This window comes from Faecalibacterium sp. BIOML-A1 (genome assembly GCF_009679715.1).
Classification (GTDB): Bacteria; Bacillota; Clostridia; order Oscillospirales; family Ruminococcaceae; genus Faecalibacterium; species Faecalibacterium taiwanense.
Window position 1 is genome coordinate 40,708 of sequence record NZ_WKZJ01000016.1, and the last position, 25,550, is coordinate 66,257.

Annotated in this window: 21 protein-coding genes and 4 tRNA genes; 16 read left to right on the top strand and 9 right to left on the bottom strand. The window is 55.3% G+C overall.

Annotation, left to right across the window (positions count from 1 at the left end; genetic code table 11):
* Positions 1–64 precede the first annotated feature (64 nt).
* Positions 65–1,405 carry a D-alanyl-D-alanine carboxypeptidase gene (locus GKG36_RS13430; RefSeq protein ID WP_154261169.1) on the top strand — a complete coding sequence of 447 codons (1,341 nt, stop codon included), beginning with the start codon at positions 65–67 and terminating at the stop codon, positions 1,403–1,405.
* Between the two features lie 78 nt (positions 1,406–1,483).
* Here the strand turns inward: GKG36_RS13430 and GKG36_RS13435 are convergent.
* Positions 1,484–1,557, bottom strand: a tRNA-Gln gene (locus tag GKG36_RS13435).
* A 314-nt stretch (positions 1,558–1,871) separates the two neighbouring features.
* Between GKG36_RS13435 and GKG36_RS13440 the strand changes: the two genes are divergently transcribed.
* From GKG36_RS13440 to GKG36_RS13475, 8 genes are all read left to right on the top strand, one after another.
* Entirely contained in the window at positions 1,872–2,330 is a 459-nt protein-coding gene (locus GKG36_RS13440; RefSeq protein WP_044954164.1) for an InlB B-repeat-containing protein, read from the top strand.
* Positions 2,331–2,378: 48 nt separating this feature from the next.
* Entirely contained in the window at positions 2,379–2,600 is a 222-nt protein-coding gene (locus GKG36_RS13445; RefSeq protein ID WP_223388047.1) for a hypothetical protein, read from the top strand.
* Positions 2,601–2,935: 335 nt separating this feature from the next.
* On the top strand, positions 2,936–3,478 hold the full coding sequence (locus GKG36_RS13450; protein ID WP_097773892.1) for a hypothetical protein: 543 nt from the start codon (positions 2,936–2,938) through the stop codon (positions 3,476–3,478).
* Entirely contained in the window at positions 3,475–4,065 is a 591-nt protein-coding gene (gene lepB / locus GKG36_RS13455) for a signal peptidase I (RefSeq protein WP_154261171.1), read from the top strand. The genes GKG36_RS13450 and lepB overlap by 4 nt, the downstream gene beginning before the upstream one ends.
* 15 nt (positions 4,066–4,080) lie before the next feature.
* Positions 4,081–6,678, top strand: a complete 2,598-nt coding sequence (locus GKG36_RS13460; protein WP_154261173.1) for an LPXTG cell wall anchor domain-containing protein — start codon at positions 4,081–4,083, stop codon at positions 6,676–6,678.
* Positions 6,679–6,781: 103 nt separating this feature from the next.
* A complete protein-coding gene (locus GKG36_RS13465; protein ID WP_243139127.1) occupies positions 6,782–8,407 on the top strand; it encodes a SpaH/EbpB family LPXTG-anchored major pilin in 1,626 nt (541 codons plus the stop codon).
* A 79-nt stretch (positions 8,408–8,486) separates the two neighbouring features.
* Complete coding sequence (locus GKG36_RS13470) at positions 8,487–9,332, top strand: class C sortase (protein ID WP_154261175.1); 846 nt, start codon at positions 8,487–8,489, stop codon at positions 9,330–9,332.
* The gene (locus GKG36_RS13475) at positions 9,319–10,203 is read left to right on the top strand and encodes a SpaA isopeptide-forming pilin-related protein (protein WP_154261177.1); all 885 of its coding nucleotides are present in this window, start codon (positions 9,319–9,321) and stop codon (positions 10,201–10,203) included. The genes GKG36_RS13470 and GKG36_RS13475 overlap by 14 nt, the downstream gene beginning before the upstream one ends.
* Before the next feature lie 79 nt (positions 10,204–10,282).
* On the opposite strand, the gene GKG36_RS13480 is transcribed toward GKG36_RS13475, so the two are convergent.
* The 6 genes from GKG36_RS13480 to GKG36_RS13505 all read right to left on the bottom strand — a co-directional run bounded on the left by GKG36_RS13480 (position 10,283) and on the right by GKG36_RS13505 (position 16,585).
* Positions 10,283–12,433, bottom strand: coding sequence for a polyribonucleotide nucleotidyltransferase (locus GKG36_RS13480; RefSeq protein ID WP_120079681.1), 2,151 nt, complete (start codon positions 12,431–12,433; stop codon positions 10,283–10,285).
* 277 nt (positions 12,434–12,710) lie between these two features.
* Positions 12,711–12,965: a 30S ribosomal protein S15 gene (gene rpsO / locus GKG36_RS13485; RefSeq protein WP_005933138.1), complete on the bottom strand. Its 255-nt coding sequence runs from the start codon at positions 12,963–12,965 to the stop codon at positions 12,711–12,713.
* Positions 12,966–13,123: 158 nt separating this feature from the next.
* Positions 13,124–13,963: a CPBP family intramembrane glutamic endopeptidase gene (locus tag GKG36_RS13490; RefSeq protein ID WP_005945318.1), complete on the bottom strand. Its 840-nt coding sequence runs from the start codon at positions 13,961–13,963 to the stop codon at positions 13,124–13,126.
* A 108-nt stretch (positions 13,964–14,071) separates the two neighbouring features.
* Positions 14,072–15,682, bottom strand: coding sequence for a glycosyltransferase family 39 protein (locus tag GKG36_RS13495; RefSeq protein WP_173012982.1), 1,611 nt, complete (start codon positions 15,680–15,682; stop codon positions 14,072–14,074).
* A 719-nt stretch (positions 15,683–16,401) separates the two neighbouring features.
* Positions 16,402–16,477 (bottom strand) — tRNA-Pro (locus GKG36_RS13500).
* Positions 16,478–16,511: 34 nt separating this feature from the next.
* A tRNA-Gln gene (locus tag GKG36_RS13505) sits at positions 16,512–16,585 on the bottom strand.
* 280 nt (positions 16,586–16,865) lie between these two features.
* Here GKG36_RS13505 and GKG36_RS13510 point away from each other — a divergent pair.
* Positions 16,866–17,945: an ATP-dependent 6-phosphofructokinase gene (locus tag GKG36_RS13510; protein ID WP_005945310.1), complete on the top strand. Its 1,080-nt coding sequence runs from the start codon at positions 16,866–16,868 to the stop codon at positions 17,943–17,945.
* A 293-nt stretch (positions 17,946–18,238) separates the two neighbouring features.
* Here the strand turns inward: GKG36_RS13510 and GKG36_RS13515 are convergent, their stop codons facing one another.
* Positions 18,239–19,234, bottom strand: a complete 996-nt coding sequence (locus GKG36_RS13515; protein ID WP_097773899.1) for a D-isomer specific 2-hydroxyacid dehydrogenase family protein — start codon at positions 19,232–19,234, stop codon at positions 18,239–18,241.
* Between the two features lie 208 nt (positions 19,235–19,442).
* Between GKG36_RS13515 and pepT the strand changes: the two genes are divergently transcribed.
* Complete coding sequence (pepT, locus tag GKG36_RS13520) at positions 19,443–20,660, top strand: peptidase T (RefSeq protein ID WP_005945298.1); 1,218 nt, start codon at positions 19,443–19,445, stop codon at positions 20,658–20,660.
* 399 nt (positions 20,661–21,059) lie between these two features.
* On the opposite strand, the gene GKG36_RS13525 is transcribed toward pepT, so the two are convergent.
* Positions 21,060–22,445 (bottom strand): potassium transporter TrkG, encoded by a 1,386-nt coding sequence (locus tag GKG36_RS13525; protein ID WP_154261181.1) that lies wholly within the window; start codon positions 22,443–22,445, stop codon positions 21,060–21,062.
* A 372-nt stretch (positions 22,446–22,817) separates the two neighbouring features.
* On the opposite strand from GKG36_RS13525, the gene GKG36_RS13530 reads away from it, so the two are divergent.
* The 5 genes from GKG36_RS13530 (at position 22,818) to GKG36_RS13550 (ending at position 25,455) form a co-directional block, all read left to right on the top strand.
* Positions 22,818–22,891 (top strand) — tRNA-Arg (locus GKG36_RS13530).
* Positions 22,892–23,288: 397 nt separating this feature from the next.
* On the top strand, positions 23,289–23,549 hold the full coding sequence (locus tag GKG36_RS13535) for a hypothetical protein (protein ID WP_005945283.1): 261 nt from the start codon (positions 23,289–23,291) through the stop codon (positions 23,547–23,549).
* A complete protein-coding gene (locus GKG36_RS13540; protein ID WP_005924919.1) occupies positions 23,546–23,800 on the top strand; it encodes a hypothetical protein in 255 nt (84 codons plus the stop codon). Before GKG36_RS13535 ends, GKG36_RS13540 begins: the two co-directional genes overlap by 4 nt.
* Positions 23,763–24,668 (top strand): DUF6017 domain-containing protein, encoded by a 906-nt coding sequence (locus GKG36_RS13545; RefSeq protein ID WP_154261183.1) that lies wholly within the window; start codon positions 23,763–23,765, stop codon positions 24,666–24,668. Before GKG36_RS13540 ends, GKG36_RS13545 begins: the two co-directional genes overlap by 38 nt.
* A complete protein-coding gene (locus GKG36_RS13550; RefSeq protein WP_154261185.1) occupies positions 24,637–25,455 on the top strand; it encodes a ParA family protein in 819 nt (272 codons plus the stop codon). The genes GKG36_RS13545 and GKG36_RS13550 overlap by 32 nt, the downstream gene beginning before the upstream one ends.
* Positions 25,456–25,550 lie beyond the last annotated feature (95 nt).

Below are 25,550 nucleotides of genomic sequence, written 5' to 3' on the forward strand. Positions count from 1 at the left end.
CGCACGGCGCTTGTGCCGTGCTGCCTGTTGTTTTATATTATCGCTTTTTAAAGGAATTGTCCACATGAAACGTATTTTTGCGCTGGTTTTGTCGTTCGCTGTCCTGTTCAGCTGCCTTGTGCTGCCCGCCGGGGCTATGTTCGACCCCACCCCGGTCTATCAGGTGCAGGCACAGAGTGCCTATATCGTCAACACCGATACCAATATCATCGTCTATGATAAGGACAGCACAAAGCAGGTATCCGCCGGTGGTCTGACAAAGTACATGACCATTGCCCTGCTGCTGACCAACTATGCCGACCATCTGGACGACACCTTCCAGATGCCCTTTGCCATCTCGGATTACGTTTATAACACCAACAACGCCGATATGCGCTCCAACGAGACCTTTACCTACCGCGAAGCCATGTACGCCATGCTGACCCGCAACGCCAACGAAGCCGCCATGGGCCTTGCCTACGCCCTTTCCGGCGGCGACCTCGCGGGCTGGGTGAGCCAGATGAACATCCTGTCCCAGCGCATCGGCACCACCGGCAGCACCTGGACGGATGCCTGCGGCATCGACAGCGGCAACGTGACCTGTGCCGTGGATATGTACCTGATCCTGCGCTATCTGATGAGCTTTGATGCCTTTGTGGAGGTTTCCGGTGCGCCCAGCTTTACCATGCCCGCCAAAGAAAAACACCGTTCTTCGTCTGTTCTGGTCAGCCAGAACGCCGCGCTGAGCAAATCCAGCGGCGGCAAATACTACCGCAGCGCCATGCAGGGCGGCATGTGCGATGTGACCGCATTCAAAAGCGACAGTGGCAATCAGAGCTATGTTTCATGGGCCAATAAGGATGGTGCCACCTATATTTTCTGCGTGATGCAAAGCCCGGACACCTGCGACGATTTCGGCTACGCCAACCGTCGCCCGGCCCTGTGCGAGACCGTGAAGCTGATGGACTGGGTGTTCGACAGCTTTTCCATTCAGGCCGCGCTGGACACCGACCTTACGCTGGCCGAGATCCCGGTGAAGTATTCCTCCGATACCAGCTCCCTGCAGCTGTATCCCGCCGACAGCATGATGACCCTGCTGCCCTCCACCGGCGACGGCAGCGTGACCCAGAAATATTTCCACCTGCCGGATGCGGTCAGTGCGCCCATCCAGCAGGGCGATGTGGTGGGTACCGTGGAGCTGAAGCTTGCCGGTGAGACCATTGGCGTGGTGGACCTGATCGCCGGGCAGGACGTCAGCCTGAACCCGCTGCTGTTCACGGTGGCGCGTTTTCAGGAATTCTTAGGCAGTCTGTACCTCAAAGTTGTAATAACATTGAGTATTATTTCCATCATCATCTACTTTGCGTGGGTCCTTTTGAACAACTGGAACCGCCGCAAGCCCACCAGAAAGATCCGCCGCCGCTGAGCTTTGCACCGTTCAGCCGCATTTTGTGGAAAAGTGATGCAAAAAGCCCCGTCAGCCTTTTCAGGATGACGGGGCTTTTGGTTGCGCCAGCAGGAGTCGAACCTACGATGGGGGAGTCAAAGTCCCCTGCCTTACCGCTTGGCGATGGCGCATCGTGCAAGATATTATACCATATTCTTTGTTTTTCCACAAGGGGAAGGTTCCACTTTTCCGCTTTTGCGGCGGCTCTGTGCCGCCTTTTGCAGCCTGCAATTTGTGAAAAACCAATTTTTTTCATCATAACAACAGAATACGCCCATTTTGTTGCACTTTTGTTACACTATATGTGGTAAATATAGGATTGAATAAACCTCCTCTTCCCGGCTTTTTCGTCTACTGCCTCATGGCGGGGACATCGAGGTCTGTTCTGGTGTTTCCGTTCCCGGCAGGCACCACATCCCAATTCGTCAGGAAAGCGAGGAGTCATATGAAAAAGATCTTGAAAATGCTGGTCCTCGGTCTGCTCAGCGCTGCACTGCTCTGCTGTGCACTGCCCTCTGCCTTTGCCGCAGAAGACAAGGATTCGCAGGTCTACACCATTGGTTTGGATGCCATGGGCGGCAGCAGCTCCACTGTGGCAGTCACCACCAATCTGAGCGGCAAACTCAGTGCCCTGCCCGCGCAGCCTACGCTGGAAGGCTACACCTTTGACGGCTGGTATACCGAGCCGGTGGGCGGCACAAAAATCAGCACCTCTACGGTGTTTACCGGTGATACCACTGTGTACGCACACTGGACCGTGAAAAATGCCACCACTTCCACCAGCACATCCACGCCCGCTCAGCCGGAACAGACCGCGCAGGAATACGATGACGGCCCGATTCTGAGCGTTCTGACGGTAGCCGGTGCTCTGATCACCACGCTGGCCGTGGCTGCCTTTATTTAAGTCTTTTCACACACTGTATCAATTTTATCAATAGAAAGGAAAATCTCCATGTCTACTATGAAACTGCCCGCAAACTATGCCTCCATCAGCGAAGAGGAAATGGTCTATCTGGACGGTGGTGCCCGCGACGCTTACAACAGCTTCCTGAATGTCGGTAAGGTGTTCAACGCCATTGCCCGCATCTTCTCCGGTGCAAGCTCCATCATCAACAATGTCAACGTGATCTACCAGTCCTTCCTGACTCTGGGCGATCTGCTGAAGAGCTTCTGATCCGGCTTCTATTTTCATCTGTTTTTCAAGAACTGTCTCCGTTGTGGGGACAGTTCTTTTTGTTTTTAACGCATTTTCAGTCCGGCGTAATCGTTTACATCAAAAGAAACAATTTTTTTATTCTTTGGCAAAAAAATGCACGGAAAAGGCATTTTTGTTACGTTTCTGTTGCGCATGCTGTGCTAACATATAAGGTGGACGGTCATTCATCAAACTGGCACCGTCACGCCGAAAACTGATATATCAAATGTGGTTTTGTGGTGCGAAATTTTCGTATTTGTCGAAAGTTTTCGTTCGCCTAATCCGACCACTTTTTGCGGGAGAAATCGATCATTATGCCAGACCGTGAACTGCGGCACATGCGCCGCACCGAATTAGTCGAGATCATTCTGGCGCTCAAGCAGAGCGAGGACCAGCTCCGGGCAGAAAACGCTGCCCTGTCTGCCCAGCTGCAGGAACGGCAGATCCATATTGAAAATGCAGGTTCCATTGCGCAGGCTGCACTGGAGCTGAACAAGGTGTTTGAAGCGGCGCAGGCTGCGGCTGATGAATACGTTGCATCGGTGCTCGCAGCAAACAAAAACACCGATGCCGCTGCCAGCGCTCTGCGCGCTCAGGCGGAAGCCGAAGCCCAGCAGATCCTTGCACAGGCACAGACCGAGGCTGCGAACCTGAAGGCCCGCACCCAGCAGCAGTGCGACGCGGAAACGGAAGCCGCCGCACGCAAGCGCGCCCAGACCGAAGCGGACTGCAAGGCAATGCTTGCCCGGACGCAGCAGGAGATCCAGCAGCGCCGGGCCGCTTTTGACCGCCGGGCCAGCGAACTGCTGGACGGCTATCACAGCACGGAATTCCTGCCGGAGGAGCGCGCCAAATGAAAGAGCAAAAGATCAGGTTCACGCCCATTCCATCCACAGCAGAGGTGGAAGCAGAGCGCGAACGTCTGGCCTACCGCAGCCGTTATATGCGGGTGCTGCGCAGCACTGTCTACACGCTGCTGGTGGTCGCGGCCATTGCCGTGCTGCTGGCCACCCTGTTTCTGCCGGTGCTGCAGGTCTCCGGCGACAGCATGAACCCCACTCTGCAGGACCGGGACATCATTCTGCTGGTCAAGGGCAGCGACATGAAGACCGGCGACCTTTGCGGATTTTACTGGCAGAACAAGCTTCTGCTCAAGCGCATCATCGGCCTGCCCGGTGATGTGATCGAACTGGACGAGGACGGTGTGGTCACTGTGAACGGCCAGACGCTGGATGAGCCCTATGTAGATGAACTGGCTCTGGGCGAATGCGACATCAAATTTCCCTATCAGGTGCCGGAAAACCGGTATTTCGTACTGGGTGACCATCGGGCCACCTCCATTGACAGCCGCAGCAGTGTGATCGGCTGTGTGGAAAAAAGTCAGATCGTAGGCAAGGTTTTTTTGCGGGTATGGCCCTTGTCCAACTTCTCGTTGATCCACTAAGGAGGTTTAGGAATCATGCGGGATATTGTGAAAGAATATCAGAAAAAGTTCCGTCGGAACCACCAGCGCGCCAGACGCTATACTGCGCTGTTGCTGGCACTGGCGCTTACCACCAGCCTGTTCGTGAACTGGCAGCTGCACGGCGTGGGCATTGCCAAAACGGCCGAATATCTGTGCGGCGAGTTGGAGCACGAGCACACCGCTGCCTGCTATGAAAAGCAGCTGGTGTGCGGCTATGAGGAAGGCGAACCGGAGGACTGGAACGCCACCATGACGGACGACGGCACGTCTTTTGATGATACATTCGGCATGGATGCGGATGATCCCGGCATTGCAGCCTATTCCGCAGAGCCGGAGTACATCTTTGTGCCCCATGAGCACACCGACGACTGCTACCAGGAAGTGCAGGAGCTGACCTGCCTGGAAGAAGAGCACGAGCACACCGATGACTGCTTTGATCCTGAGGACGGCAGCCTGATCTGTGGTCTGTTCTGTCACACCCACGACGACAGCTGCTACACCACCACCTATGAGCTGGTGTGCGGTCTGGAAGAGGGCGAGCTTGTAGAAGAAGTGAACCCCGATTATGACCCGGTGGCCCTGTTTGAGGAGCCGGTGGCCGCAAAGCCCGTGGTGGTCGATCCTGTGACCGAGACCCCGGTGCACCACCACACCGATGCCTGCTACGAGGAAGTGCTGGTCTGCGGCCTGCCAGAGCATCACCACACGGTGAACTGCCTGTCCGACCCGCTGGACGGCACGCAGGACGAGGACGAATGGCTGGCACAGACCGGCACCACGCTGAGCGGCAACTGGGCCGACGACCTGCTGGCCGTAGCCGAGAGCCAGCTGGGCTATGAGCAGAGCGAGCGCAACTTCCAGCTGGACGATGCCGACGGCGAGACCGTGCGCCACTACACCCGCTACGGCAACGACTACGGCAACGACTACGGCCCATGGGACGTGATGTTCCTTTCCTACTGCCTGAAATATGCCGATATCCCCCAGAGCGCTATCCCGCAGGTTTCCAGCGTGCTGTCTTTGCACAGCCAGCTGCGCAGCGCGCTGTACAACGAAGAGACCGGCAGCGGCTATGCCATGGATTTTGACGGTGATCTGCCGTCTGATGCCGCAATGCCCGGTGATATCGTCATTTACAATGGCACCGTGACCAAGGCTGTGGCCGCGGAAAGCCAGCCGTTGCAGGTGCAGGATGATTCCGCCGATGCCGACATTGCCCTGCTCTCCATGGATGCTGCGGCCACCACCGACACCGCGCCCCACATTGAGGAATATACCGTGGATGCCAGCACCGTTGGCATCGTGAGCGATGTGGACGAAGATTTCGGCACCCTGACCGTGATCTCCGGCGATGTGGACGGCAAGGTGGCTAAAGTCACGCTGAATGCTTCGCAGGTGACAACGCTGGTGTCTGTGGCAAATGCGCAGCAGGCCGATTACGGCGTTGCTACGCCGTATTACAAAGTCGAAGATGACGCAGATGCCATTACCACCATCAAAGGTCTGGATGCACTGGATTACCTCACTGCTCTGGAGGTGCAGCGCAAGAATGGCACTGAATACGAGGATACCAACGTCACCACCATTTCGGAGCTTCTGCACAGCAGCCTTACCGTCACAGATATCCCGGCCCAAGAGATCCAGGACAACGACTACTGTGTCCATGTTAAGCTGCCCAAGAGCTTTGATGTGCTGAACGATGAGCTTATCTCCGGCAAACTGGAAGATACCGGCAATTATGACACCTGCGGCAGCTACCGGCTGCTCAAGGGGAATGACGGCTGCTGGTACGCCGTGCTGCGGTACGACCAAGACTATATCAAGCAGAAAGAAGCGGAAGACGCAGGCGCGGATACTTCCGATGCCAAGGTCACCAGCAACGTTTCCTTCAATTTCCAGTGGAACCAGAGCGAGGTCACCAGCAGCGGCTTTAATCTGATCGAGGTCAACAAAGATTACGCCCTTGATATCACCATCAACCCGGATGAAACCCCCGATGAGGATCAAAAAGACGATAAGAACTATGACCTTAACCAGAGCGTGAAGGAACCGCGCTGCGATGGCAGCGATGCCTACCTGGATTACACTGTTACGCTTGTGGTCAAGAACGAACAGGCCGGCCCGCTGACGCTTGCGGACAGCATGACCCTGCCCACCGGCGTAACCGCCGAATATGTCGAAGACTCGCTCCAGCTCAGCATGGAAAACGGCAATACAACGCTCAGAATCACTTGGGAAAATGTTAATGATGAGCGCAAGATCACCTTGGGTTCTGCCGGTTCCCCCATTGCCGCAGGCACCTATTCTATCCGCTACACCGTCAAGCTGAAGGACTTTGGCAAAACGGCTGTTGACGGTGAAGTAATCAATAACATCAGGATTCTGGACACGACCATCAGCGATGATGCCGAAAAGTCGGTAAAAACCGACAGCCTTGTGATCACCAGTCAGGCCGATCCGTCCGACTACGAACTTCCCTCTACCGGCGGGGCCGGTACCAAACTGTATACAGCAGGCGGCGGTGCGCTGATGCTTGCCGCTCTGGTGTGCGGGGTTTGCAGAAAGCGCAGACGCGAAAGGGGGGCACGTTAAAAAGCCTGCATCCTTCCTGACACGGCGGCAAAATTGATTCTGCGCCGGAAGCAGACCCTGAAAATAGGAATCAGAAAAACTTGAAAGGAGACTTTCGCAAATCATGATGAAGAAAGTAATCAAAAAGCTGCTGGCCGCACTGCTGGCAGTTGCCATGGTGTGCGCCATGGCGATCCCGGCGTTTGCATACGACACTAAGGAGGACATCGACAAAAACCACTGTTACGACGCTTTCCAGATCTTCAAGGGTGATGTTAGTGATGACAATACGATTTCCAACGTTCAGTGGGGCCAAAACATCCCTGATGATAAGGATTTTCTGGCCCAATTGAAGGAAGATCCTACCCTCAGGATTCCGTTTCAAGACGCAAATAGCCTCCAGGAAGTCCTTGATGTTATGAAGGGCTGGACAACTTCTGATGATAACAGCATCGCTTTCGCGCGTTTTGTATGCAACTATATCTACACGGATGCCCATGCAAACTCGACACCCGTCAAACAAGGTGGTCACACCGGTGGCTTCGAACTTGATGAGGCAGGTTATTATCTGATCGTTGATACTTCCTCCTTTAGCAGTAGCGCTGATGGCGATTCCTATCATGCCTACAATTCCTTCCTGTTGAAGGTTAACAAAGCACACTATCACGTTCAAATTACGCCTAAGGTTGTAAAGCCCACTGTTGAGAAGAAAGTCTACGACAACGACGATGGAAGCTCTTCTGGTGACAATAACGGTTGGGGCAGTTCCGCTGACCATGCGATCAACGAAGAGTTCCAGTTCCAGCTGATCGCTACCTTGCCCGAAAGCGAAAACAATGGCCGTGCTTACGATTACTATAACGAGTACACTGTTCGCTTCAATGATACCTTGTCCAATGGCATTACTTATGACAGACTCGATAGTGTAGTCATTAATTCCGATGGCCACACCTATGATATCACCAACGATTCTTCGATGTATGAAGTTGATGATAGCCAACTTAAAAATGATAACTCTTTTGTGGTAAGCATTCCTGATGTCAAAACCTGTGCATCAGGCCTCAATTTGAATGACGGCGCTACGATTACGGTCACCTACACTGCACACCTGAACGACAAAGCCTTTGTCAATACTACAAGTGGCTCTTCTACCGAGAACAAAAACAGCGTACAGCTCCAGTACTCTAATAACCCCAGAGATACCGAAGCATACTGGGGCTTCACTCCCAAAAGCGAAGTCTGTGTGTACACCTACCAGCTGAACAACACCAAGTATCACGATGATGATACCCCGGGCAACGAGTTGGCGGGCGCTGGTTTCCGTCTGTACAGCGATGAAGCTTGCACTCCGGAACAGGAAGTAAAGCTCTACAAAAAAGACAACTTCTACTACCCCATCAAAGACGCAACCGATAAAGCCCAAGACGCTGTTGAGATGTTCTCTGACGAACATGGTCAGTTCAATGTCAAGGGTCTGGACGCGGGCACCTACTACCTGAAGGAGACCAAAACTCCTGACGGTTACAGTGCCTGTGACAAAACTGAAATCGTCATTTCTGCAACGCACGACGTATACCATGTTTCTCTGTCCGGTAACCTGAGTAATAAAATCATCAACAAAAAAGCCGGCGGCATTACCCTGCCCTCCACCGGCGGCATCGGCACCACCCTGTTCTATGTGGTCGGCGGCGGCCTGATGGTTGCGGCCATCGTTCTGCTGGTCACCAAGAAGCGCATGGAGAACAAGTAAGCTCCATTTCCCCCAAGAACCCGGAGCAAAGGGGCCGCAAGGCCCCCGCTCCTATCCTTATAACATTAGGGAGTAGCCCATGAAAAAGAACAAAAGCACCGTCATCCTGATCCTCGTCTTTTTCGTGGGTCTATCCGTGATGTTATACCCCACCCTCAGCGATTACGTCAACCAGCTGCATCAGTCCCGTGCCGTGGCCACCTATGCCGAGGATGTGGACAAGCTGACCGATGCCGACTACAGCGCCTATTTCGAGGCGGCAGATGCGTTCAATGCGCAGATCGCCGCCGACCCGGACGCGCTGTTCCATGCCGACCGGTTCACCAGCTACAACGCCACGCTGGATGTCACCGGCACCGGCATTATGGGCTACATCACCATTGAAAAGATCGGTGTGGAGCTGCCCATCTACCACGGCACCAGCGATGGCGTGCTGCAGATCGCCGCAGGCCACTTGGAAGGCACCAGCCTGCCGGTGGGCGGCGGCAGCACCCACGCGGTCATTTCGGCGCACCGCGGCCTGCCCAGCGCCAAGCTGTTCACCAATCTGGACCAGCTGGAAGTGGGCGACACCTTCACCATCACGGTGCTGGACCGGGTGCTGACCTATGAGGTGGACCAGATCTCCATTGTACTGCCCACCGAGACGGACAACCTCAAGGTGGTGGACGGCAAGGACTACGTCACCCTGATGACCTGCACCCCCTACGGCATCAACTCCCACCGCCTTCTGGTGCGCGGACGGCGCATCGAAACGCCGGACAAGCTCAAGCACATCCGTGTAACAGCCGATGCCATCAAGATCGAACCGATCATCACAGCTCCCATCATGGCACTGCCCCTGCTGCTGGTGCTGCTGCTCTGGCTGCTGTTCTCCAACCGCAAACGCAAATCTACAAGAGGTGAAAAACATGAAACGCACTGATCTCAAAAAGCACGCTGCGGCCCTGCTTTTGGTGCTGTGCCTTCTGGTAACAAGTGCGCTGCCTGCCCTTGCCACCAGCGCAAACATCAAGCTGGTGGACAGCAGCGGCAATCCCACTACCGGCACCATCCGCGTTACGCTGTACGACAGCGCCAACGATAAGGCGCTGAGCGGCGGCAAGCTCACTTTGTACCGTGTGGCCGAGGTAAAGCGCCAAAACGGCAACCTGAGCTACGAATACTGCGGCGATTTCTACGGCTGCGGCATTGCGCTGGGTGATTTGACCGACAGCACCCTTGCGGCCCAGCTGCAGGAGTATCTGCCCCAAAGCGCCGAGGGCACCACAAAGACCATTGATGCGGACGGCAACGTGACCTTCCGTGGTCTGGAGCTGGGCCTGTATCTGATCGTGCAGACCGAGGCTTCCAAGGGCTATGAGCCGATCAATCCGTTCCTTGTCTCTCTGCCCATGGCGGAGGATGGCAAGTGGAATTATGCGGTGGATGCCAGCCCCAAGGTGGGTGCTTACACCCCCACCAAGCCGGACACGCCGCCTACGCCCCCTACCCCGCCTACGCCCGATTATCCTGATACGCCTACCCCGCCGGACAACCCGGATAACCCGGTCTTTCCCGGTAATCCGGTCTCTCCCGGTAATCCGGACAATCCCGTGGCTCCGGGCCACCCGGATCATCCGGCAGCACCCGGTAATCCAGACAGCCCCGTTCTGCCGGGCCACCCGGATAACCCGGCAATGAGCGGTCTGCCGCAGACCGGTCAGCTGAACTGGCCCGTGCCGGTGCTGGCTGTCAGCGGTGTGGTGCTGTTTGCATTCGGCTGGGCGCTGGATCGCAAATACCGCACAGTATAATTTTATTCTGATACAACAAAGAGGACCCGATGCATCTGCATCGGGTCCTCTTTTTCGGTTTCTTTTATGCAGTCAGGGTTTACTGCTGCTGTGCCTGCTGCTCGGCACGCTTGGCTTCCAGCGCCAGAATGGCATCGCGGCGGCTCAGGTTGATGCGGCCCTGCTGGTCGATGTCGGTCACCTTGACCACGATGGCATCACCCACGGCCACCACATCCTCCACGCGCTCCACACGCTTGGTGTCCAGCTTGGAGATGTGCACCAGACCTTCCTTGCCCGGTGCGATCTCAACGAAGGCACCAAAGTTCATCAGGCGGGTCACTTTGCCCTTGTAGATGGCACCGATCTCGGGGTCCTCCACAATGGTCTTGATGGTAAAGATGGCGCGCTTTGCGTCCTCCTGATCCACAGCAGAGACGAACACATGGCCGTCCTCCTGCACGTCGATCTTGCAGTTGCAGGTAGCGCAGATGTCCTGAATGACCTTGCCGCCCTTACCGATCACGTCCTTGATCTTATCGGTGGGGATCATCATGCTGAACATCTTGGGTGCGTAGCGGCTCAGCTCATGGCGGGGCTCTGCGATCACCGGCTTGATGATCTCGTCCAGAATATACAGGCGGCCCTTGCGGCACTTCTCGAAAGCCTCGGCAATGATGTCGTAGGTCAGGCCATCGATCTTGATGTCCATCTGGATGGCAGTGATGCCCTTGCGGGTGCCGCCCACCTTGAAGTCCATATCGCCGTGGAAGTCCTCCACGCCCTGAATGTCCAGCATGGTCATCCAGCGGTCGCCCTCGGTGATCAAGCCGCAGGAAATGCCGGCAACGGGTGCCTTGATGGGCACGCCTGCATCCATCAGGGCCAGCGTAGAGCCGCAGATGGATGCCTGAGAGGTGGAACCGTTGGAGGAGAGCACCTCAGACACGCAGCGGATGGTGTAGGGGAACTCTTCCAGAGAGGGCAGCACGGGCACCAGAGCACGCTCTGCCAGTGCGCCATGGCCGATCTCGCGGCGGCCGGGGCTGCGCGGTGCGCGGGCCTCGCCCACAGAGTACGGCGGGAAGTTGTAGTGATGGATATAGCGCTTGGTCTGCTCATCGGTCAGGTCGTCCATGAGCTGGTTGTCCTTGGTGCCGCCCAGAGTGCAGGTGGTGAGCACCTGCGTCTGGCCGCGGGTGAACATGCCGGAGCCGTGCACGCGGGGCAGGATGCCCACTTCGGCAGCCAGCGGGCGGATCTCGTTGATGCCGCGGCCGTCCACGCGCTTGCCCTCGTCCAGCAGCCAGCGGCGCACCACGAACTTCTGCATCTTGTAGCTGACCAGATCAAGGTCTGCAGCGGTCAGGTCGGGGTACTCCTCGGCGATCTTGTCCATGATGGGCAGCAGAGCGGCATCGCGCACATTCTTGTCGTCGGTGTCCATAGCGGCCTTGAAGTCGTCCAGATACTTGTTCTGGATGGCGTGGAACACGTCCATATCCAGACCCACCACCTGAAAATCGATCTTCGGCTTACCGCGCTCGGCCACGATGCGGTTGATGAACTCAATGGTCTTTTTGATCTCCACGTGAGCGGCCTTGATGGCGTTCAGCATGGTGTCCTCGTCCACCTCGTTGGCACCGGCCTCGATCATGACGATCTTATCCATGGTGGCGGCAACGGTCAGGGCAAGGTCGCTCACCTTGCGCTGTTCCTGCGTGGGGTTCAGCACGATCTCGCCGTCCACCAGACCCACCTGCACGCCGCCGATGGGGCCGTTCCACGGGATGTCGGACACGGCAGTGACCAGAGAAGCACCGATCATACCGGCGATCTCAGGGCTGCAGTCGGGGTCCAGACTCATGACGGTCATGGTGATGCACACGTCGTTGCGCATTTCCTTGGGGAACAGCGGGCGCATGGGGCGGTCCACCACGCGGCTGGTCAGGATGGCGCGCTCACCGGGGCGGCCCTCACGGCGCATAAAGCTGCCGGGGATGCGGCCTGCGGCGTAGAGCTTTTCCTCATACTCCACGTTCAGGGGGAAGAAATCCACACCCTCGCGGGGCTTGGGGCTCATGACCACGTTGCACAGAACGCAGGTCTCGCCGTAGCGGATCAGTGCACTGGCGTTGGACAGACCGCACATTTTGCCCATTTCTACCTTGAACGGGCGGCCTGCCAGCATGGTCTCGTAGACCTTGTAGTTCTCAAAGGTCTCTCTGCGGGAACCAAATTCAATTGCCATTGTTTTTGCCTCCTTGTTTTTTCGGATTTTTTCTATCCAAAAGGCGGTGGCACGCGCATCATAGCAATAAATCCAGCGTCCGTGCCGTTCACATCCGGTTTTGTTTGAGATATTTCCCCCACCGGGGGAATGTCTCTGCCGTTGATGTGAGCCGTCCGCGCCATGAAAAAGCATTCGGGGCACAGGCGTTCGATTTACTGCTGCAATACGCAGCCGCTGCCATTTGTATACAAAAGCAAAAGGCAGGCACCTTTGCGGTACCTGCCCTCTGTTTAAATTACTTACGCAGACCCAGAGTTGCGATCAGAGCACGGTAACGCTCGATGTCCTTCTTCTGGAGATAAGCCAGCAGATTGCGGCGGCGGCCAACCATCTTCATCAGGCCGCGGCGGCTGTGGTGATCGTTCGGGTTCTTCTTCAGGTGCTCGTTCAGCTCGTTGATGTGAGCGGTCAGCAGAGCGACCTGCACTTCGGGAGAGCCAGTGTCCTTCTCGGTCAGAGCGACTTTGGCCATAACTTCCTGCTTGTTCATAGTTACATACCTCTTTATAAAATTTTATGTGCCAATGGAACAGCGGCGGGAAACGGCATTCCCAAAAAGCGGGCATACTCCCAACCCCGTACCACGGTAACAGATACAGTATACCAGAACCCTGTGCAAAATGCAAGGATATTTTTTGCATCCTGCCTTTATTTTTTTACGTACTGGTGCCAGTACAGCTGTACCTCCGGCAGCTTCTTTTTGCGCAGCAGAACTGCGGTGGGGATCAGATACAGCAGCACCGAAAGCAGCATGGATGCATCGTAGCCGCTTACCGCATCGGCCACGGTAGTGGTGCCGTACAGCCCACCGATGAGCATGGACGAAATATCCATGGCACCATGCAGGAATACCGTCACCCACAAATTGCCGGTGCGGAAGTAGATCGCCGCAAAAAGAGTGCCAAGCGATGCTGCAAACACGCACTGCATCAGCACACCGAAGGGTGCCGAACTGAGGATATTGGTCAGGTGCGCCGCACCAAACAGCACACCGGACAAAAGGCAGGCCTTCCACACACCGGCGCGGCTGGTGCCAAAGTGCTCCAGCAGGGTCTGGGCAATGACACCGCGGAAGATGAATTCCTCGGCCACACCCACCATGGCCATGCTGACAAGGAAGGTGCAGATGCGTGCCGCAGGCTGCAGCACGCCGTTCTCCGGCCGGCCCAGCACCAGCGAACCAAAGGCATTGTAGCCAATGAACACCAGCGGGTACATGCCCACCAGCAGGCCATTGAAAAAGCCGCTGCCGCGGCGGCGCAGCAGCCCAGCACGGTCTGTCCGTACCAGAAACAGCACTGCCACCATGGCCCCCACCAGCTCCTGCAGAGTGCTGTAGAGGTATGTATCAATGGACGCAAAATCCGCCCGAAAAAGAACCAATGCAATGGTAAAGACAAGATCTGTTACAAACAGGCTTGCCAGAAAGACCACTTCTGCCAGAACGCAGAATAAGATCGGGTGCGCTTTGCGCAGTCGTTTGAGCATGGGATACCCTCCTGAATCGTTGATGGTACTATTCTAGCACACTTTACCTTAAAACGATATAGCACGCGCAAAAAAGGCAGTTTTCCCTTCTGCTGTGCCGCAAAGCGTTCACTTTTTCAAAACAAAGATCTGTTCAAACTCCTGCGTTGCCAGCAGCGAAACATCCTCATAGCCGCCCTGTCGGGCAACGTTCCACGCAGTTTCCATGTTCTGGGCCGTGATCTGCTCCACCTGTTCTGCCGTCACGAACTGCCACAGCCCCCGGCCTCCAATGAACAGCACCAGCGTATCATTTTCGCCGGTGTTATACTGCACCAGCAGCTCACTGGAATCGTCCGGCACCACACAGACATCCTGAAATTTGAGAAGCTCCTGCACGCCGGAAGTGAAACTGCCAAGGTCCCCGGTAATATCCACGCAGGCGGCCTGACTGTATTGTTCCAGTTCCTTGTCTATCTTATAAGTACCGCTGTACATGCGCTCCGGCTCGATCACAAATGCAAGCACGACCATTGCAAGGCACACGATCTGCAGAATGCGCTTTCTGGTGCCTGCACGCAGCGTATCCAGAATGGAGAAAAGGCCGCAGCCACAAAACAGCGCTTCCAGCGGTTGCAGATGGTACACATACCGCAGCGACTTATACGGCGAGATCACCGCGATAACCAGAAATGCAGCAAGCGCCGGGACCGTGATCAGCTTGACATCCTCGGGGATCAGCGTAGTGCCGCGCAACTTGCCCGGCAGCCAGCGCTGCCCCAGCTTCGTCAGGATCAGCACGGCCATAATGCCTGCGCCTACAGCAAAGCCGACGATGCTCCAGCCGATCAGCTCCAGCGGGCCTTTGGGGTACTGCGCCAGATCCAGCAGATTGTTTGCTGTTGACTCCAGCGAAACCGTATCCTGCGAGTGCAGCTGTGCATACCAGCACGGAAAGGTGAGCAGCATTCCGCCAACACCCGCAAGTGCCGGAAGCGAAAATGCAGCAGCATTTTTCCATTCGCGCCGGAACATCAGGTAAAGGTCATATGCTGCGCACAGCAGGAAGGCATAGACCACAAAGAAATACTGGGTCATCATGCCAAGATAGATGGTTACACCGATCAGAAGATATTTGGGCACAGACGGCCTGCGAAGAGACTTTGCCACCAGCAGCGCAAGCAGGATCGTCAGCAAGGTCATGAGCATATACATGCGCACCATCGTCACATTCGAGATCATTTCACGGTTGAACGCATACAATGCACAGACGAACAATGCTTTTTTCCAGTCTGCAAACAGCTCCATGCCCAGCGCATACAGCGCTGCCAGCGTGCCGCCCAGCAGCACAAAATTCATCCCCAGACCCGTCCATTTTGTAAAGCTGCCCGGAAATAATGAGCACACCGTGTGCAGCAAAAAGTAGAACAGCGGCGGATGAACGTCCTGTGTCTGGTTATAGTAGACCGACGCATAGTCGAACCGTGTGCTTCCCTGCGGGGCAACATAATTCAGAAACTCGCTCTGCGTGAACACTGCCTCCGGCAGCTTGCCGTTTGCCACCTGTTCTCCACCATGGAGCCAGCTTAAAAACGGAACATAACTGCTGTTTGCAAGGCCGTAGGAGTAGATCTCATCCAGAAAGAACCCCTCTTTCCGCACAGCCCACCAGCCGCAAAGGCAGATCAGAACGATCACAAAAAGCGCGACCGCCCGTTTTGTCTTTTTTATTTCCTGCATAGTTTCTGTTTTTCCTCGCTTTTTTTGTCCGTTCTGCAGCCAAATATGGCTTTGCTTTTCCAGTATATCATATTTAGAACACAAGTCAAAACTTTTCGGGTTGCAGATTCCACTGCTCCTAGCAGCATGCACCCTGTTAGACATTCCTAGCCGGTGGGACCCGCGGGCTAAACAAAGCCATACTATGGCTTTGTTTGCGGTGCTTCGCACCGCCGCCCTGTTCAAATCCCGCGCGGAGACAAAAAAGAACCAGTACACGAATGTGTTAGCAGCTTGCACCTTGTTAGACATTCCTAGCCGGTGGAACCCGCGGGCTAAACAAAGCCATACTATGGCTTTGTTTGCGGTGCTTCGCACCGCCGCCCTGTTCAAATCCCGCACGGAGACAAAAAAGAACCAGTACACGAATGTGTTAGCAGCTTGCACCTTGTTAGACATTCCTACCGGTTGGGACCCGCGGGCTAAACAAAGCCATACTATGGCTTTGTTTGCGGTGCTTCGCACCGCCGCCCTGTTCAAATCCCGCGCGGAGACAAAAAAGAACCAGTACACGAATGTGTTAGCAGCTTGCACCTTGTTAGACATTCCTACCGGTTGGGACCCGCGGGCTAAACAAAGCCATACTATGGCTTTGTTTGCGGTGCTTCGCACCGCCGCCCTGTTCAAATCCCGCGCGGAGACAAAAAAGAACCAGTACACGAATGTGTACTGGTTCTTTTTGGTCGGAGCAGCGGGATTTGAACCCACGGCCTCCTCGTCCCGAACGAGGCGCGCTACCAACTGCGCTATGCCCCGAAAATACCGCAGCCAGTTGAGACTGCGGTTTTCTTGGTTGGGGATGAGAGAATCGAACTCCCACAAGTAGAGTCAGAGTCTACCGCACTACCACTATGCAAATCCCCATTATTCAGTTTGTCTGCCGCGCCGTGCGCTGCTGACAAGGGATATTATACTCAAAAGGCCCGCGCTTGTCAACCATTTTTTTATTTTTTCTGCAAAAGTTTTCCCGCTGTTCTCCTGCCCGCAGAAATGCACCGTGGAAGCGTGTAAATTTTCTGCGCTTCTCTTGACAGCGGCCCCCATCCGGAATAATCTTATACTATAAACAGGTAGGTCTCCGGGCAGACTGACTTTGAAAGGCAGAACGCGCGGCGCTGAATACCAAATGAAAGAGGGCTTTTGAATGAAAAAACGTGTTGGAATCCTGACCTCCGGCGGCGACTGTCCGGGTCTGAACGCCACCATCCGCGGCGTAGCAAAAGCACTGTATGCCCGCATGGGCGATAACGTGGAGATCGTTGGCATCCTGAACGGATACAGCGGCCTGATCAACGGCGACTACAAGGAGATGTGCGAGGACGATTTCCGCGGCATCCTGACGCTGGGCGGCACCATTCTGGGCACCAAGCGCACCCCCTTTAAAATGATGCGTGTGGTGGAGGACGACAACATTGATAAAGTTGCCGCCATGAAAAAGACCTACAAGGAAGCCAAGCTGGACTGCCTGCTGTGCCTGGGCGGCAATGGCACCCACAAAACCGCAAACCTGCTCTCGCAGGAGGGTCTGAACATCATCGGCCTGCCCAAGACCATTGATAACGATATCTATGGTACCGACGTAACCTTCGGCTTCCACACCGCCGTGGACATTGCCACCGATGTGATCGACCGCATCCACACCACCGCAGGCAGCCACAGCCGCGTGATGTGCATTGAGATCATGGGCAACAAGGCAGGCTGGCTGACGCTGTATTCCGGCATTGCAGGTGGTGCAGATATTATTCTGTTGCCGGAACAGCCCTATGATATCGACCGTGTGTGTTCTGCCGTGGAACGCCGCGCAAAGAAGGGTTCCAACTTCTCCATCATCGCTGTGGCCGAGGGTGCCATCAACTGCGAGGAAGCCGGCATGAAACGCAAGGAATGGATGGCAAAGCGCGCCGAGGCAGGCTTTGGCACCACCGCCACCAACCGCATTGCACAGGCCGTGCAGAAAAAAACCGGCATGGAGACCCGTGTGTGCATCCCGGGCCACATGCAGCGCGGCGGCAGCCCCAGCGCCTACGACCGTGTGCTGGCCACCCAGTTCGGCAGCTATGCGGCAAAGCTGGTGGAGATCGAGCGCTACGGCGTGACCGTTGCCATGGTGAACCGCCATGTCACCGAGAACCGTCTGGCCGACATTGCAGGCAAGACCCGCAACGTGCCGGAGAACTGCGACCTGCTCACCGTCGCCCGCCGCATGGGCATCAGTCTGGGTTGATTACCATTTGAATGCTCTCCGCTTTGCTCTGAGCATATTTAGCGGAATAATTATTTTTTATTGGGGATTCCTGAAAATCTGCGGATTTTCAGGAATCCCTTTTTCACCGGAAGGGTCCCAACCGGCAGATGCTTCAAACAAACGGAATGCCGTTTTCCGCTGCACCCCATCCCGTGAAAATGCAGATCCCGGCAGACCACAGTCTGCCGGGATCTGCTCTATTCAGAAATACTGTTTCCGTTGAAGATGGCCAGAGTGCAACGGTGGCCATTCAAAATCGTCTGCCGGACAAATCAAAGGTCCGTCACATCATGCCGGGTGGGCTGGCCTTTTTCAAAGGCAACCGCGCTTTCCAGCACACCGCGCACCATGCTCTCCACATCCTCGTGGGTGTAGAAAGCCGTGTGGTCGGTCAGGATCACATTGGGCATGCTGCGCAGAGCCGCCAGCTCCGGGTTCGGGATCACATCGCCCATGCGATTATAATAGTACAGGCCGTTCTCATTTTCCAGCACGTCCAGGCCCGCCGCGCCAATCTTGCCGCTTTCCAGCCCGGCGATCAGTGCATCGCTGTCGATCAGCTTGCCGCGGGCGGTGTTGATGATGGTCACGCCCGGCTTCATGCTCTCAATTGCTTTGGTGTCGATGAGATGGTGATTTTCCTCCGTAGCGTTGGTGTGCAGAGTGATGACATCGCTTTCCGCCAGCAGGGTCTCCAGCGGCACATACTCGGCGATCTTCTTTACCTCATCGTTGGGGTACAGGTCGTAGGCCAGCAGGCGGCAGCCAAAGCCGGACAGATGCTGCAGCACCGTGCGGCCAATGCGGCCCGTACCGATCACACCCACGGTGCAGGTGGAAATATCGCGGCCGATTTTTCCCTGCAGGGAGTAGTCCTGCGCTTCGCCGCGCTTGAGGATGTGCCCTGCCTTGCGCAGGCTCATCAGCATGAGCATAATGGCAAAGTTTGCAACGCCGTTTGGCGGGTAGTCCACATTAGCCACCTTCATGCCCAGTTCCCGGGCCGTCTCGCGGTCTACGTGGTCATAGCCGATGGAACGGCAGCAGATGGACTTTACGCCCAGCTCGTGAAACCGCTTGACCATGGGCGCGCTCATATCACAGGGCGTTACCGACACGGCATCATAGCCCTTTGCCAGTTCAGCGTTTTCCAGCGTTGGATACTCCTGCGTAGAGCCAAACTCAACGTCCAGCTGCGGTGCCAGCCGCTGCGCGATGCCCAGCTCATCGTAGGGGCGCAGGGTGTAAAAAAAGACTTTTGTTGCCATAAAACTTCCCTCCCGGCTTATTTTGTACCTATTGTAGCACGTTCTGCACAGATGGATGCATTTTATTGCGTGAATTTTGTTCACCTTAAAAATGAGGATTCATCTCTCCATATGAATGCGCGCAAAACAGTTGTAAATTGTCGGAAAAGAGGGTATGATAAAGGAACTGAGAAGTATACATCACTGAAATATAAAAGGAGTGTGCCTTATGCGCGCTTATGAACGGCTTTTGAATTATGTCCGGGTGCATACCACCTCGGACGAAAACTCCGGTACGCACCCTTCCGCTGAACGGGAGTTTGACCTTGCCCGCCAGCTGGTGGATGAGATGAAGGCCCTTGGCATGGAGGATGCCCATGTGGACGAGCACTGCTACGTCTATGGCACCCTGCCTGCCACGCCCGGCTGTGAGGATCAACACGCTCTGGGCCTGATCGCCCACATGGACACTGCCGACGATGCCAGCGGTGAGAATGTGCAGCCCGTTGTGTGGGAAAACTACAACGGCGGCGACGTAACTCTGCCCGCTACCGGCATGGTGATGAAGCCCTCTGTGTTCCCCTTCCTTACTTCCATGAAGGGCGAGACCCTCATCACCTCAGACGGTACCACCCTGCTGGGTGCCGACGATAAGGCCGGTATTGCCGAAATTTTGACCGCTGTTGAGACCATTCAGGAAAAAGGCCTGCCCCACGGCAAGCTGTGTATCGCCTTTACTCCGGATGAAGAGATCGGCGAGGGTGCAGAGCTGTTCGATATTCCGGGCTTCGGTGCCGACTTTGCCTATACGGTGGACGGCGGCGATGCCGGCTCCATTGAGTACGAGAACTTCAACGCCGCTTCCGCCACCGTGACCATCCGCGGCTTCTCGGTGCACCCGGGCACCGCCAAGGACACCATGATCAACGCTTCCAATGTGGCCATGGAGTTCCATCAGGCGCTGCCCATCACCGCCCGCCCCGAAACGACCGAGGGCCGGCAGGGCTTCTACCACCTGTGCCAGATGTACGGCGATGTGACCACCGCAAAGCTGGGCTACATCCTGCGCGACCACGATGCCGCAAAGCTGCAGTTCAAGAAGGACAACATGCTGGATATTGCCGAATTTTTGAACGGAAAGTACGGCGAAGGCACTGTGACCGTGGAGATCAAGGACAGCTACCGCAACATGCTGGAAAAAATCAAGCCGCATTTCCACTTAGTAGAGACCGCCCGCAAGGCCACCCGCATGGCCGGGCTGGAACCGGAGGAAATTCCGGTGCGCGGCGGCACCGACGGTGCTATGCTGAGCTGGAAAGGCCTGCCCTGCCCCAATCTGGGCACCGGCGGCTTCAATTTCCACGGCGTATGCGAGTGCATCACCGCTGAGCGCATGGACCGCTGCACTGAGATCTTGCTGAACATCATAAAGCTATACGCAGAGTAAATTTTATTTTTCAATATACAAAAAAGTGGGTGCTATTTTCGGATAGCACCCACTTTTGTTATACTCTGACGCTTATCTCTACGACTTCACTCGTGAAAATGCATTTGGAGCAGCCCTGCGGTTGCGTAGCAATGAAAGCCCCAGTGGGGCTTTCAAGCAGGCGAGCGGTCTGCGTTAGCAGATGGAAGGGATTCGCCCTGACAAGCGTCAGGGCTGCGACAAATGCGAAAAATAAAAATCAAATTCCACTGAACATGCCCAGAGTACAACAACGACGACCGCTGCCTGCGGCAGAAGCAGGGAGGAGTTGTTGGGGCCGCGGCCAGCAAGACGCGAATGCCGCTCAAGGCATGAAGTGGATGCTGGGAGCCGCAACTCTAGGAGGGCATTCAAAATCGTTTAACCAACGTTGATATGCCCCACCGGCATGATCTTCCGTTTGTTGTCGTCCGGCTTTGCCGTCAGGCTCATGGCCAGCGACACCGGGCCGACACGGCCCATGAACATGACCAGCATATACAGGATCTTTGCGCCCCGGTTCAGCTGAGCGGTAACGCCCACCGAAAGGCCAACTGTGCCAAAGGCAGAGCAGGACTCGAAAATAGCGTCAATGACCGACACAGCGTCCGAGGTGTTATAGAACACCACCACAGCCGAGCCAACCGCCGCCAGCCCGCCGAGCACGATAATGGTCAAAGCACGATAAACCGTCTTGGACTCGATGTGGTGCTCTGCGATCACACAGTCGTCGCGGCCCTGAGCCACACTGCGGATGGTCAGGATGATGACGGCGAACGTAGTCACCTTCACGCCGCCGCCGGTGGAACCGGGTGCCGCACCAATGAACTGCAACGCGCTCATCAGCAGTTTGGTGATGGGGCCGCAGGCCGCAAGGTCGATGGTATTCATGCCCGCAGTACGAGTGGACACCGACTGGAACAGTGCCGCCATCAGCTTGCCGGGCACAGAGAGCCCGCCCATGCTGGCAGGATTGTTCCACTCCATCAGCGCGATGAGCGCCGCGCCGCCGAGCCACAGGATCACCGAGAAGCTCAGCACCACCTTGGCCTGCAGAGACAAGCGGTGTTTTTTGTGGTACTCGCCGATCTCCACCCATACCATGAAGCCCAGACCGCCGGAGATGATCATGAACATCACAACGGCCTGAACATAGTAATTGTTCACATAGGGTGCCAGTGAGGCATACTGGCCGAACCGGCCAAACAGATCAAAGCCCGCGTTACAGAAAGCCGAGATGGCCGTGAACACGCTCACCCAGATGCCTTCCAGCCCGAACTGCGGCACAAAGGCGAACAGCAGCAGCACAATGCCAATGCCTTCAAACAGGCCAGCCAGTCCCACCACGATCTTCAGCACGTCCTTGGCCTGCGCATATCCGTCCGCTGAGACGCTTTCTCCCAGCAGCCGCAGATCGCGGAAGCCCATGCGCCGCCGCATAGCCAGCGCGAAGAAGCTGGTGAGGGTGACCAACCCCAGACCACCCACCTGAATGAGCAGCAGGATCACCGCCTGCCCAAAGTAGGTGAACTGGGTCCAGGTATCCCGCACGATCAGACCAGTAACGCAGGTAGCGCTTGTGGCGGTGAACATGGCATCCAGTACATCCAGCCGCCCATGCTTGCTGGCAACAGGCAGGCTGAGCAGAAAGGTGCCCAGCGCGATCACGATGACAAAGCTCACACAGATGATCTGCGTAGGCGTATACATCCCCTTGCGCTTGCCCGCCGGGCGGTAAAACAGCTTTTTCCCTTTTGCCTTTTCCATAAGTTCCTCCGCACGCGGCAAAGCCTGCCGCGGCTATTTTCATTTCCTCTATAGCATACACCATTTTGCCCTCCGGTTCAACTTGATTTTATCCGCAAAATGCTGTATTATAATAGGGCATCCGTCTCCGTAGCTCAGATGGATAGAGCGCAAGCCTCCTAAGAATTCGGTCAACCTGATACCTTGGGTGCAGAAGTGATTGCTCTATTCAAAAGCAAAACCAAGAATCACGGTTTTCTCAACAAATTTTGATGCAACAAGTTTAACACCGTTCCGGTTGCAACGCAGTCGGTCACTTCGGTGTGAAAATCATTCTGCATATTCGTTTCCAAGCGCGTTGAATTTCAAAAAATCAACGATAATACATAATATGCCTCAGTAGCTTAGCTGGATAAAGCGCCTCCCTCCTAAGGAGGAGACCGCAGGTTCGAATCCTGTCTGGGGTATCCCTTTATGAAAATGCGAAGGTCATTTTTCCATGTGAAAGACGATCTTCGCATTTTTCATTTTGAACCTATCACCAAAATTAGCCAGCGAATGCCATTAGCAGAATTTTCGGTTCCAGCTAATAAAATCAGGCTTCCAGCTAATGAAGCCCCATAAAGCACCTTTTGAACTCCGTTTTCCGGCTCTCTGCTAAAATTGGTAGCCGCTTTCCTGTAAATCCATGTAAATACAAGATAACCTGTGTAAATCTATTTTCCACATTCCTGCCCAGAACCGTGTAAAACACTTTTCTCCATACATAGCGCGTTCACTCGCTGTTCTCTCTGAACAGAAAGAGGAACGCGCTTTTTTGTTTTCGGGCTGAACTTCCCGAATCCACCAAAGGAGGGTTTACCGATGAAAAAAGTTCTGACCGTCACGATGGATGGTATCCGCTACCATGCTTCCCGCCCGGCAGATTGCCGGCACTGCTTTTTCTGGAAGAACCGAAAGAAGGGCTGCGTTCTCGGTAAAGAGAACTGCTACTATCTGATCGAGCCGCCCAAAGGCCCCAGCAAGTGCGAAGGATGCCCCTACAAGCGGGCAAAGCCCTGTGTGCTGGTTCCCTGCTACAAAGACCTGATGGCACCGCTGGAGAAACGAGGTGATGCCAAGTGAGCCACAAGCGAAACGAAGCTCTGCGCCATGTTCAGCACTCCATGCACCATGTGATCGCCGCTGGAGAAGGTTCTGACCGTGCCCCGGACAGCTGCAAGCTGTGCCCGTACTATCGGCCCGATTTCAAGTTCCGCACCTGCCTGTATGCCCACTGCCCTTATAAGAAGCAGGTCAATGTATTCCGTTCCACACCTGAAAAATGGGATATTCTCTATGCCCGAAAAAAAGCCGACAAGAACCGCAGACCTTGATTACTTCTATGGGCAGTCCAGCGAGCTGTTCCCCTTCTACCGGATTCCCAAGCTGTTGTTTCAGGATAGCCGCTTCCAACCGCTTTCCACAGATGCCAAAACCCTGTACGGTATCCTGCTGGACCGCATGAGCCTGTCAGCCCGGAATGGTTGGTTGGACAAAGCTGGGCGGGTGTTCATCATCTATACCGTACAAGAGGTGCAGGATTCACTGGGCTGTGCCGATAAAAAGGCCACCAAGCTGCTGCGAGAACTGGAAGAGTACGGCCTGATTGAACGCAAACGGAGGGGGCTGGGCAAGCCTGATCTCATCTATGTAAAGAATTTTTCGTCAGAATCGTCAAAAACGCCCTACTTGAATCGTGATAATGACGATTCTGGAACCGTCCAGAATACGCTTCAAGACCCGGCCAAACTACGATGTAATAAGACTGAGAGAAATAATACAGAGGTAAGCGATACTGATCCTATCTATTCCGATGAAAACGACTGGATGAGCGAACGTGAACAACTGGAAGAATATTTTTCTCATTCTTTGGAGGTGGATCTTCTGCTCCGGCTCTGCCCGGATGATGAGGATACTATCTACCAAATCGTGGATTTGCTGGTGGACACCTGTGCCACCAACCGCAAGCTGCTGCACATTGCCGGGGACGATAAGCCTGCCGAGGTGGTACGCAGCCGGTTTATGAAGCTGAACGCCGACCATATTCGCTTTGTGCTGAAGTGCCTTGCAGAGAACAGCAGCCCAATCCGTAACATGAAACAATATCTGCTTGCTTCTCTGTACAACGCACCGACCACGATGCAGCTGACCTATCAAAATCGAACGAACCATGACTTTGCGCACGGTTCCCCAAGGAGGTGATTTTATCGCAAAGAAATGTACCACGATTGCCGTTGTCAATCAGAAAGGCGGCACCGGCAAGACCACTACCTGTGAAAATCTGGGCATCGGGCTGGCGATGGAGGGCAAGAAGGTCCTGTTGGTGGACGCTGACCCGCAGGGCAGTTTGACCATCAGCATGGGCTGGCAACAGCCCGATGAACTGCCCACGACCCTTTCCACCCTGATGGCAAAAGCCATGAACGACCAGAGTATTCCGCCCGGCGAGGGCGTTCTGCACCATGCGGAGGGCGTTGACCTGATTCCAGCCAACATCGAACTGGCAGGGCTGGAAGTTTCCCTTGTCAACTGCATGAACCGGGAAAAGATGCTCAAGCAGGTGCTGGAAGGTGCAAAGCACGAATACGACTTTATTCTGCTGGACTGCACCCCTTCCCTTGGGATGCTGACCGTGAATGCACTGGCAGCAGCCGACACCACCCTGATTCCCGTGCAGGCGCAGTATCTTTCCGCAAAGGGTCTGGAACAGCTTTTGCAGACCGTGCAGAAAGTCCGGCGGCAGATCAACCCGAAGCTGAAAATCGAGGGCATCCTGCTGACCATGACCGACAGCCGCACCAACTATGGACAGCAAATCGACAACCTGATTCGAGGTGCCTACGGCAGCAAGATTAAAGTGTTCGACCAGACCATTCCGCGGTCTGTCCGTGCTGCGGAGATCAGTGCCGTGGGCAAGAGCATTTTCCAGCACGACCCCAAAGGCAAGGTGGCAGAAGCCTACCGCTCTCTGACGAAGACTAACTATTAAAAGTCAAGCCCTAAAATGAAAAAATCCGCCAACCATCCGCTGCCCATGACAAACATCATTCAAATGCTGGCCTTGGAGTAGCGAGGGTGACGGAG

Excerpts from the sequence above, each read along its gene's own strand:
- GKG36_RS13430 (WP_154261169.1), top strand. The coding sequence starts at position 65 with ATGAAACGTATTTTTGCGCTGGTTTTGTCGTTCGCTGTCCTGTTCAGC.
- GKG36_RS13440 (WP_044954164.1), top strand. The coding sequence starts at position 1,872 with ATGAAAAAGATCTTGAAAATGCTGGTCCTCGGTCTGCTCAGCGCTGCA.
- GKG36_RS13445 (WP_223388047.1), top strand. The coding sequence starts at position 2,379 with ATGTCTACTATGAAACTGCCCGCAAACTATGCCTCCATCAGCGAAGAG.
- GKG36_RS13450 (WP_097773892.1), top strand. The coding sequence starts at position 2,936 with ATGCCAGACCGTGAACTGCGGCACATGCGCCGCACCGAATTAGTCGAG.
- lepB (WP_154261171.1), top strand. The coding sequence starts at position 3,475 with ATGAAAGAGCAAAAGATCAGGTTCACGCCCATTCCATCCACAGCAGAG.
- GKG36_RS13460 (WP_154261173.1), top strand. The coding sequence starts at position 4,081 with ATGCGGGATATTGTGAAAGAATATCAGAAAAAGTTCCGTCGGAACCAC.
- GKG36_RS13465 (WP_243139127.1), top strand. The coding sequence starts at position 6,782 with ATGATGAAGAAAGTAATCAAAAAGCTGCTGGCCGCACTGCTGGCAGTT.
- GKG36_RS13470 (WP_154261175.1), top strand. The coding sequence starts at position 8,487 with ATGAAAAAGAACAAAAGCACCGTCATCCTGATCCTCGTCTTTTTCGTG.
- GKG36_RS13475 (WP_154261177.1), top strand. The coding sequence starts at position 9,319 with ATGAAACGCACTGATCTCAAAAAGCACGCTGCGGCCCTGCTTTTGGTG.
- GKG36_RS13480 (WP_120079681.1), bottom strand. The coding sequence starts at position 12,433 with ATGGCAATTGAATTTGGTTCCCGCAGAGAGACCTTTGAGAACTACAAG.
- rpsO (WP_005933138.1), bottom strand. The coding sequence starts at position 12,965 with ATGAACAAGCAGGAAGTTATGGCCAAAGTCGCTCTGACCGAGAAGGAC.
- GKG36_RS13490 (WP_005945318.1), bottom strand. The coding sequence starts at position 13,963 with ATGCTCAAACGACTGCGCAAAGCGCACCCGATCTTATTCTGCGTTCTG.
- GKG36_RS13495 (WP_173012982.1), bottom strand. The coding sequence starts at position 15,682 with ATGCAGGAAATAAAAAAGACAAAACGGGCGGTCGCGCTTTTTGTGATC.
- GKG36_RS13510 (WP_005945310.1), top strand. The coding sequence starts at position 16,866 with ATGAAAAAACGTGTTGGAATCCTGACCTCCGGCGGCGACTGTCCGGGT.
- GKG36_RS13515 (WP_097773899.1), bottom strand. The coding sequence starts at position 19,234 with ATGGCAACAAAAGTCTTTTTTTACACCCTGCGCCCCTACGATGAGCTG.
- pepT (WP_005945298.1), top strand. The coding sequence starts at position 19,443 with ATGCGCGCTTATGAACGGCTTTTGAATTATGTCCGGGTGCATACCACC.
- GKG36_RS13525 (WP_154261181.1), bottom strand. The coding sequence starts at position 22,445 with ATGGAAAAGGCAAAAGGGAAAAAGCTGTTTTACCGCCCGGCGGGCAAG.
- GKG36_RS13535 (WP_005945283.1), top strand. The coding sequence starts at position 23,289 with ATGAAAAAAGTTCTGACCGTCACGATGGATGGTATCCGCTACCATGCT.
- GKG36_RS13545 (WP_154261183.1), top strand. The coding sequence starts at position 23,763 with ATGCCCGAAAAAAAGCCGACAAGAACCGCAGACCTTGATTACTTCTAT.
- GKG36_RS13550 (WP_154261185.1), top strand. The coding sequence starts at position 24,637 with ATGACTTTGCGCACGGTTCCCCAAGGAGGTGATTTTATCGCAAAGAAA.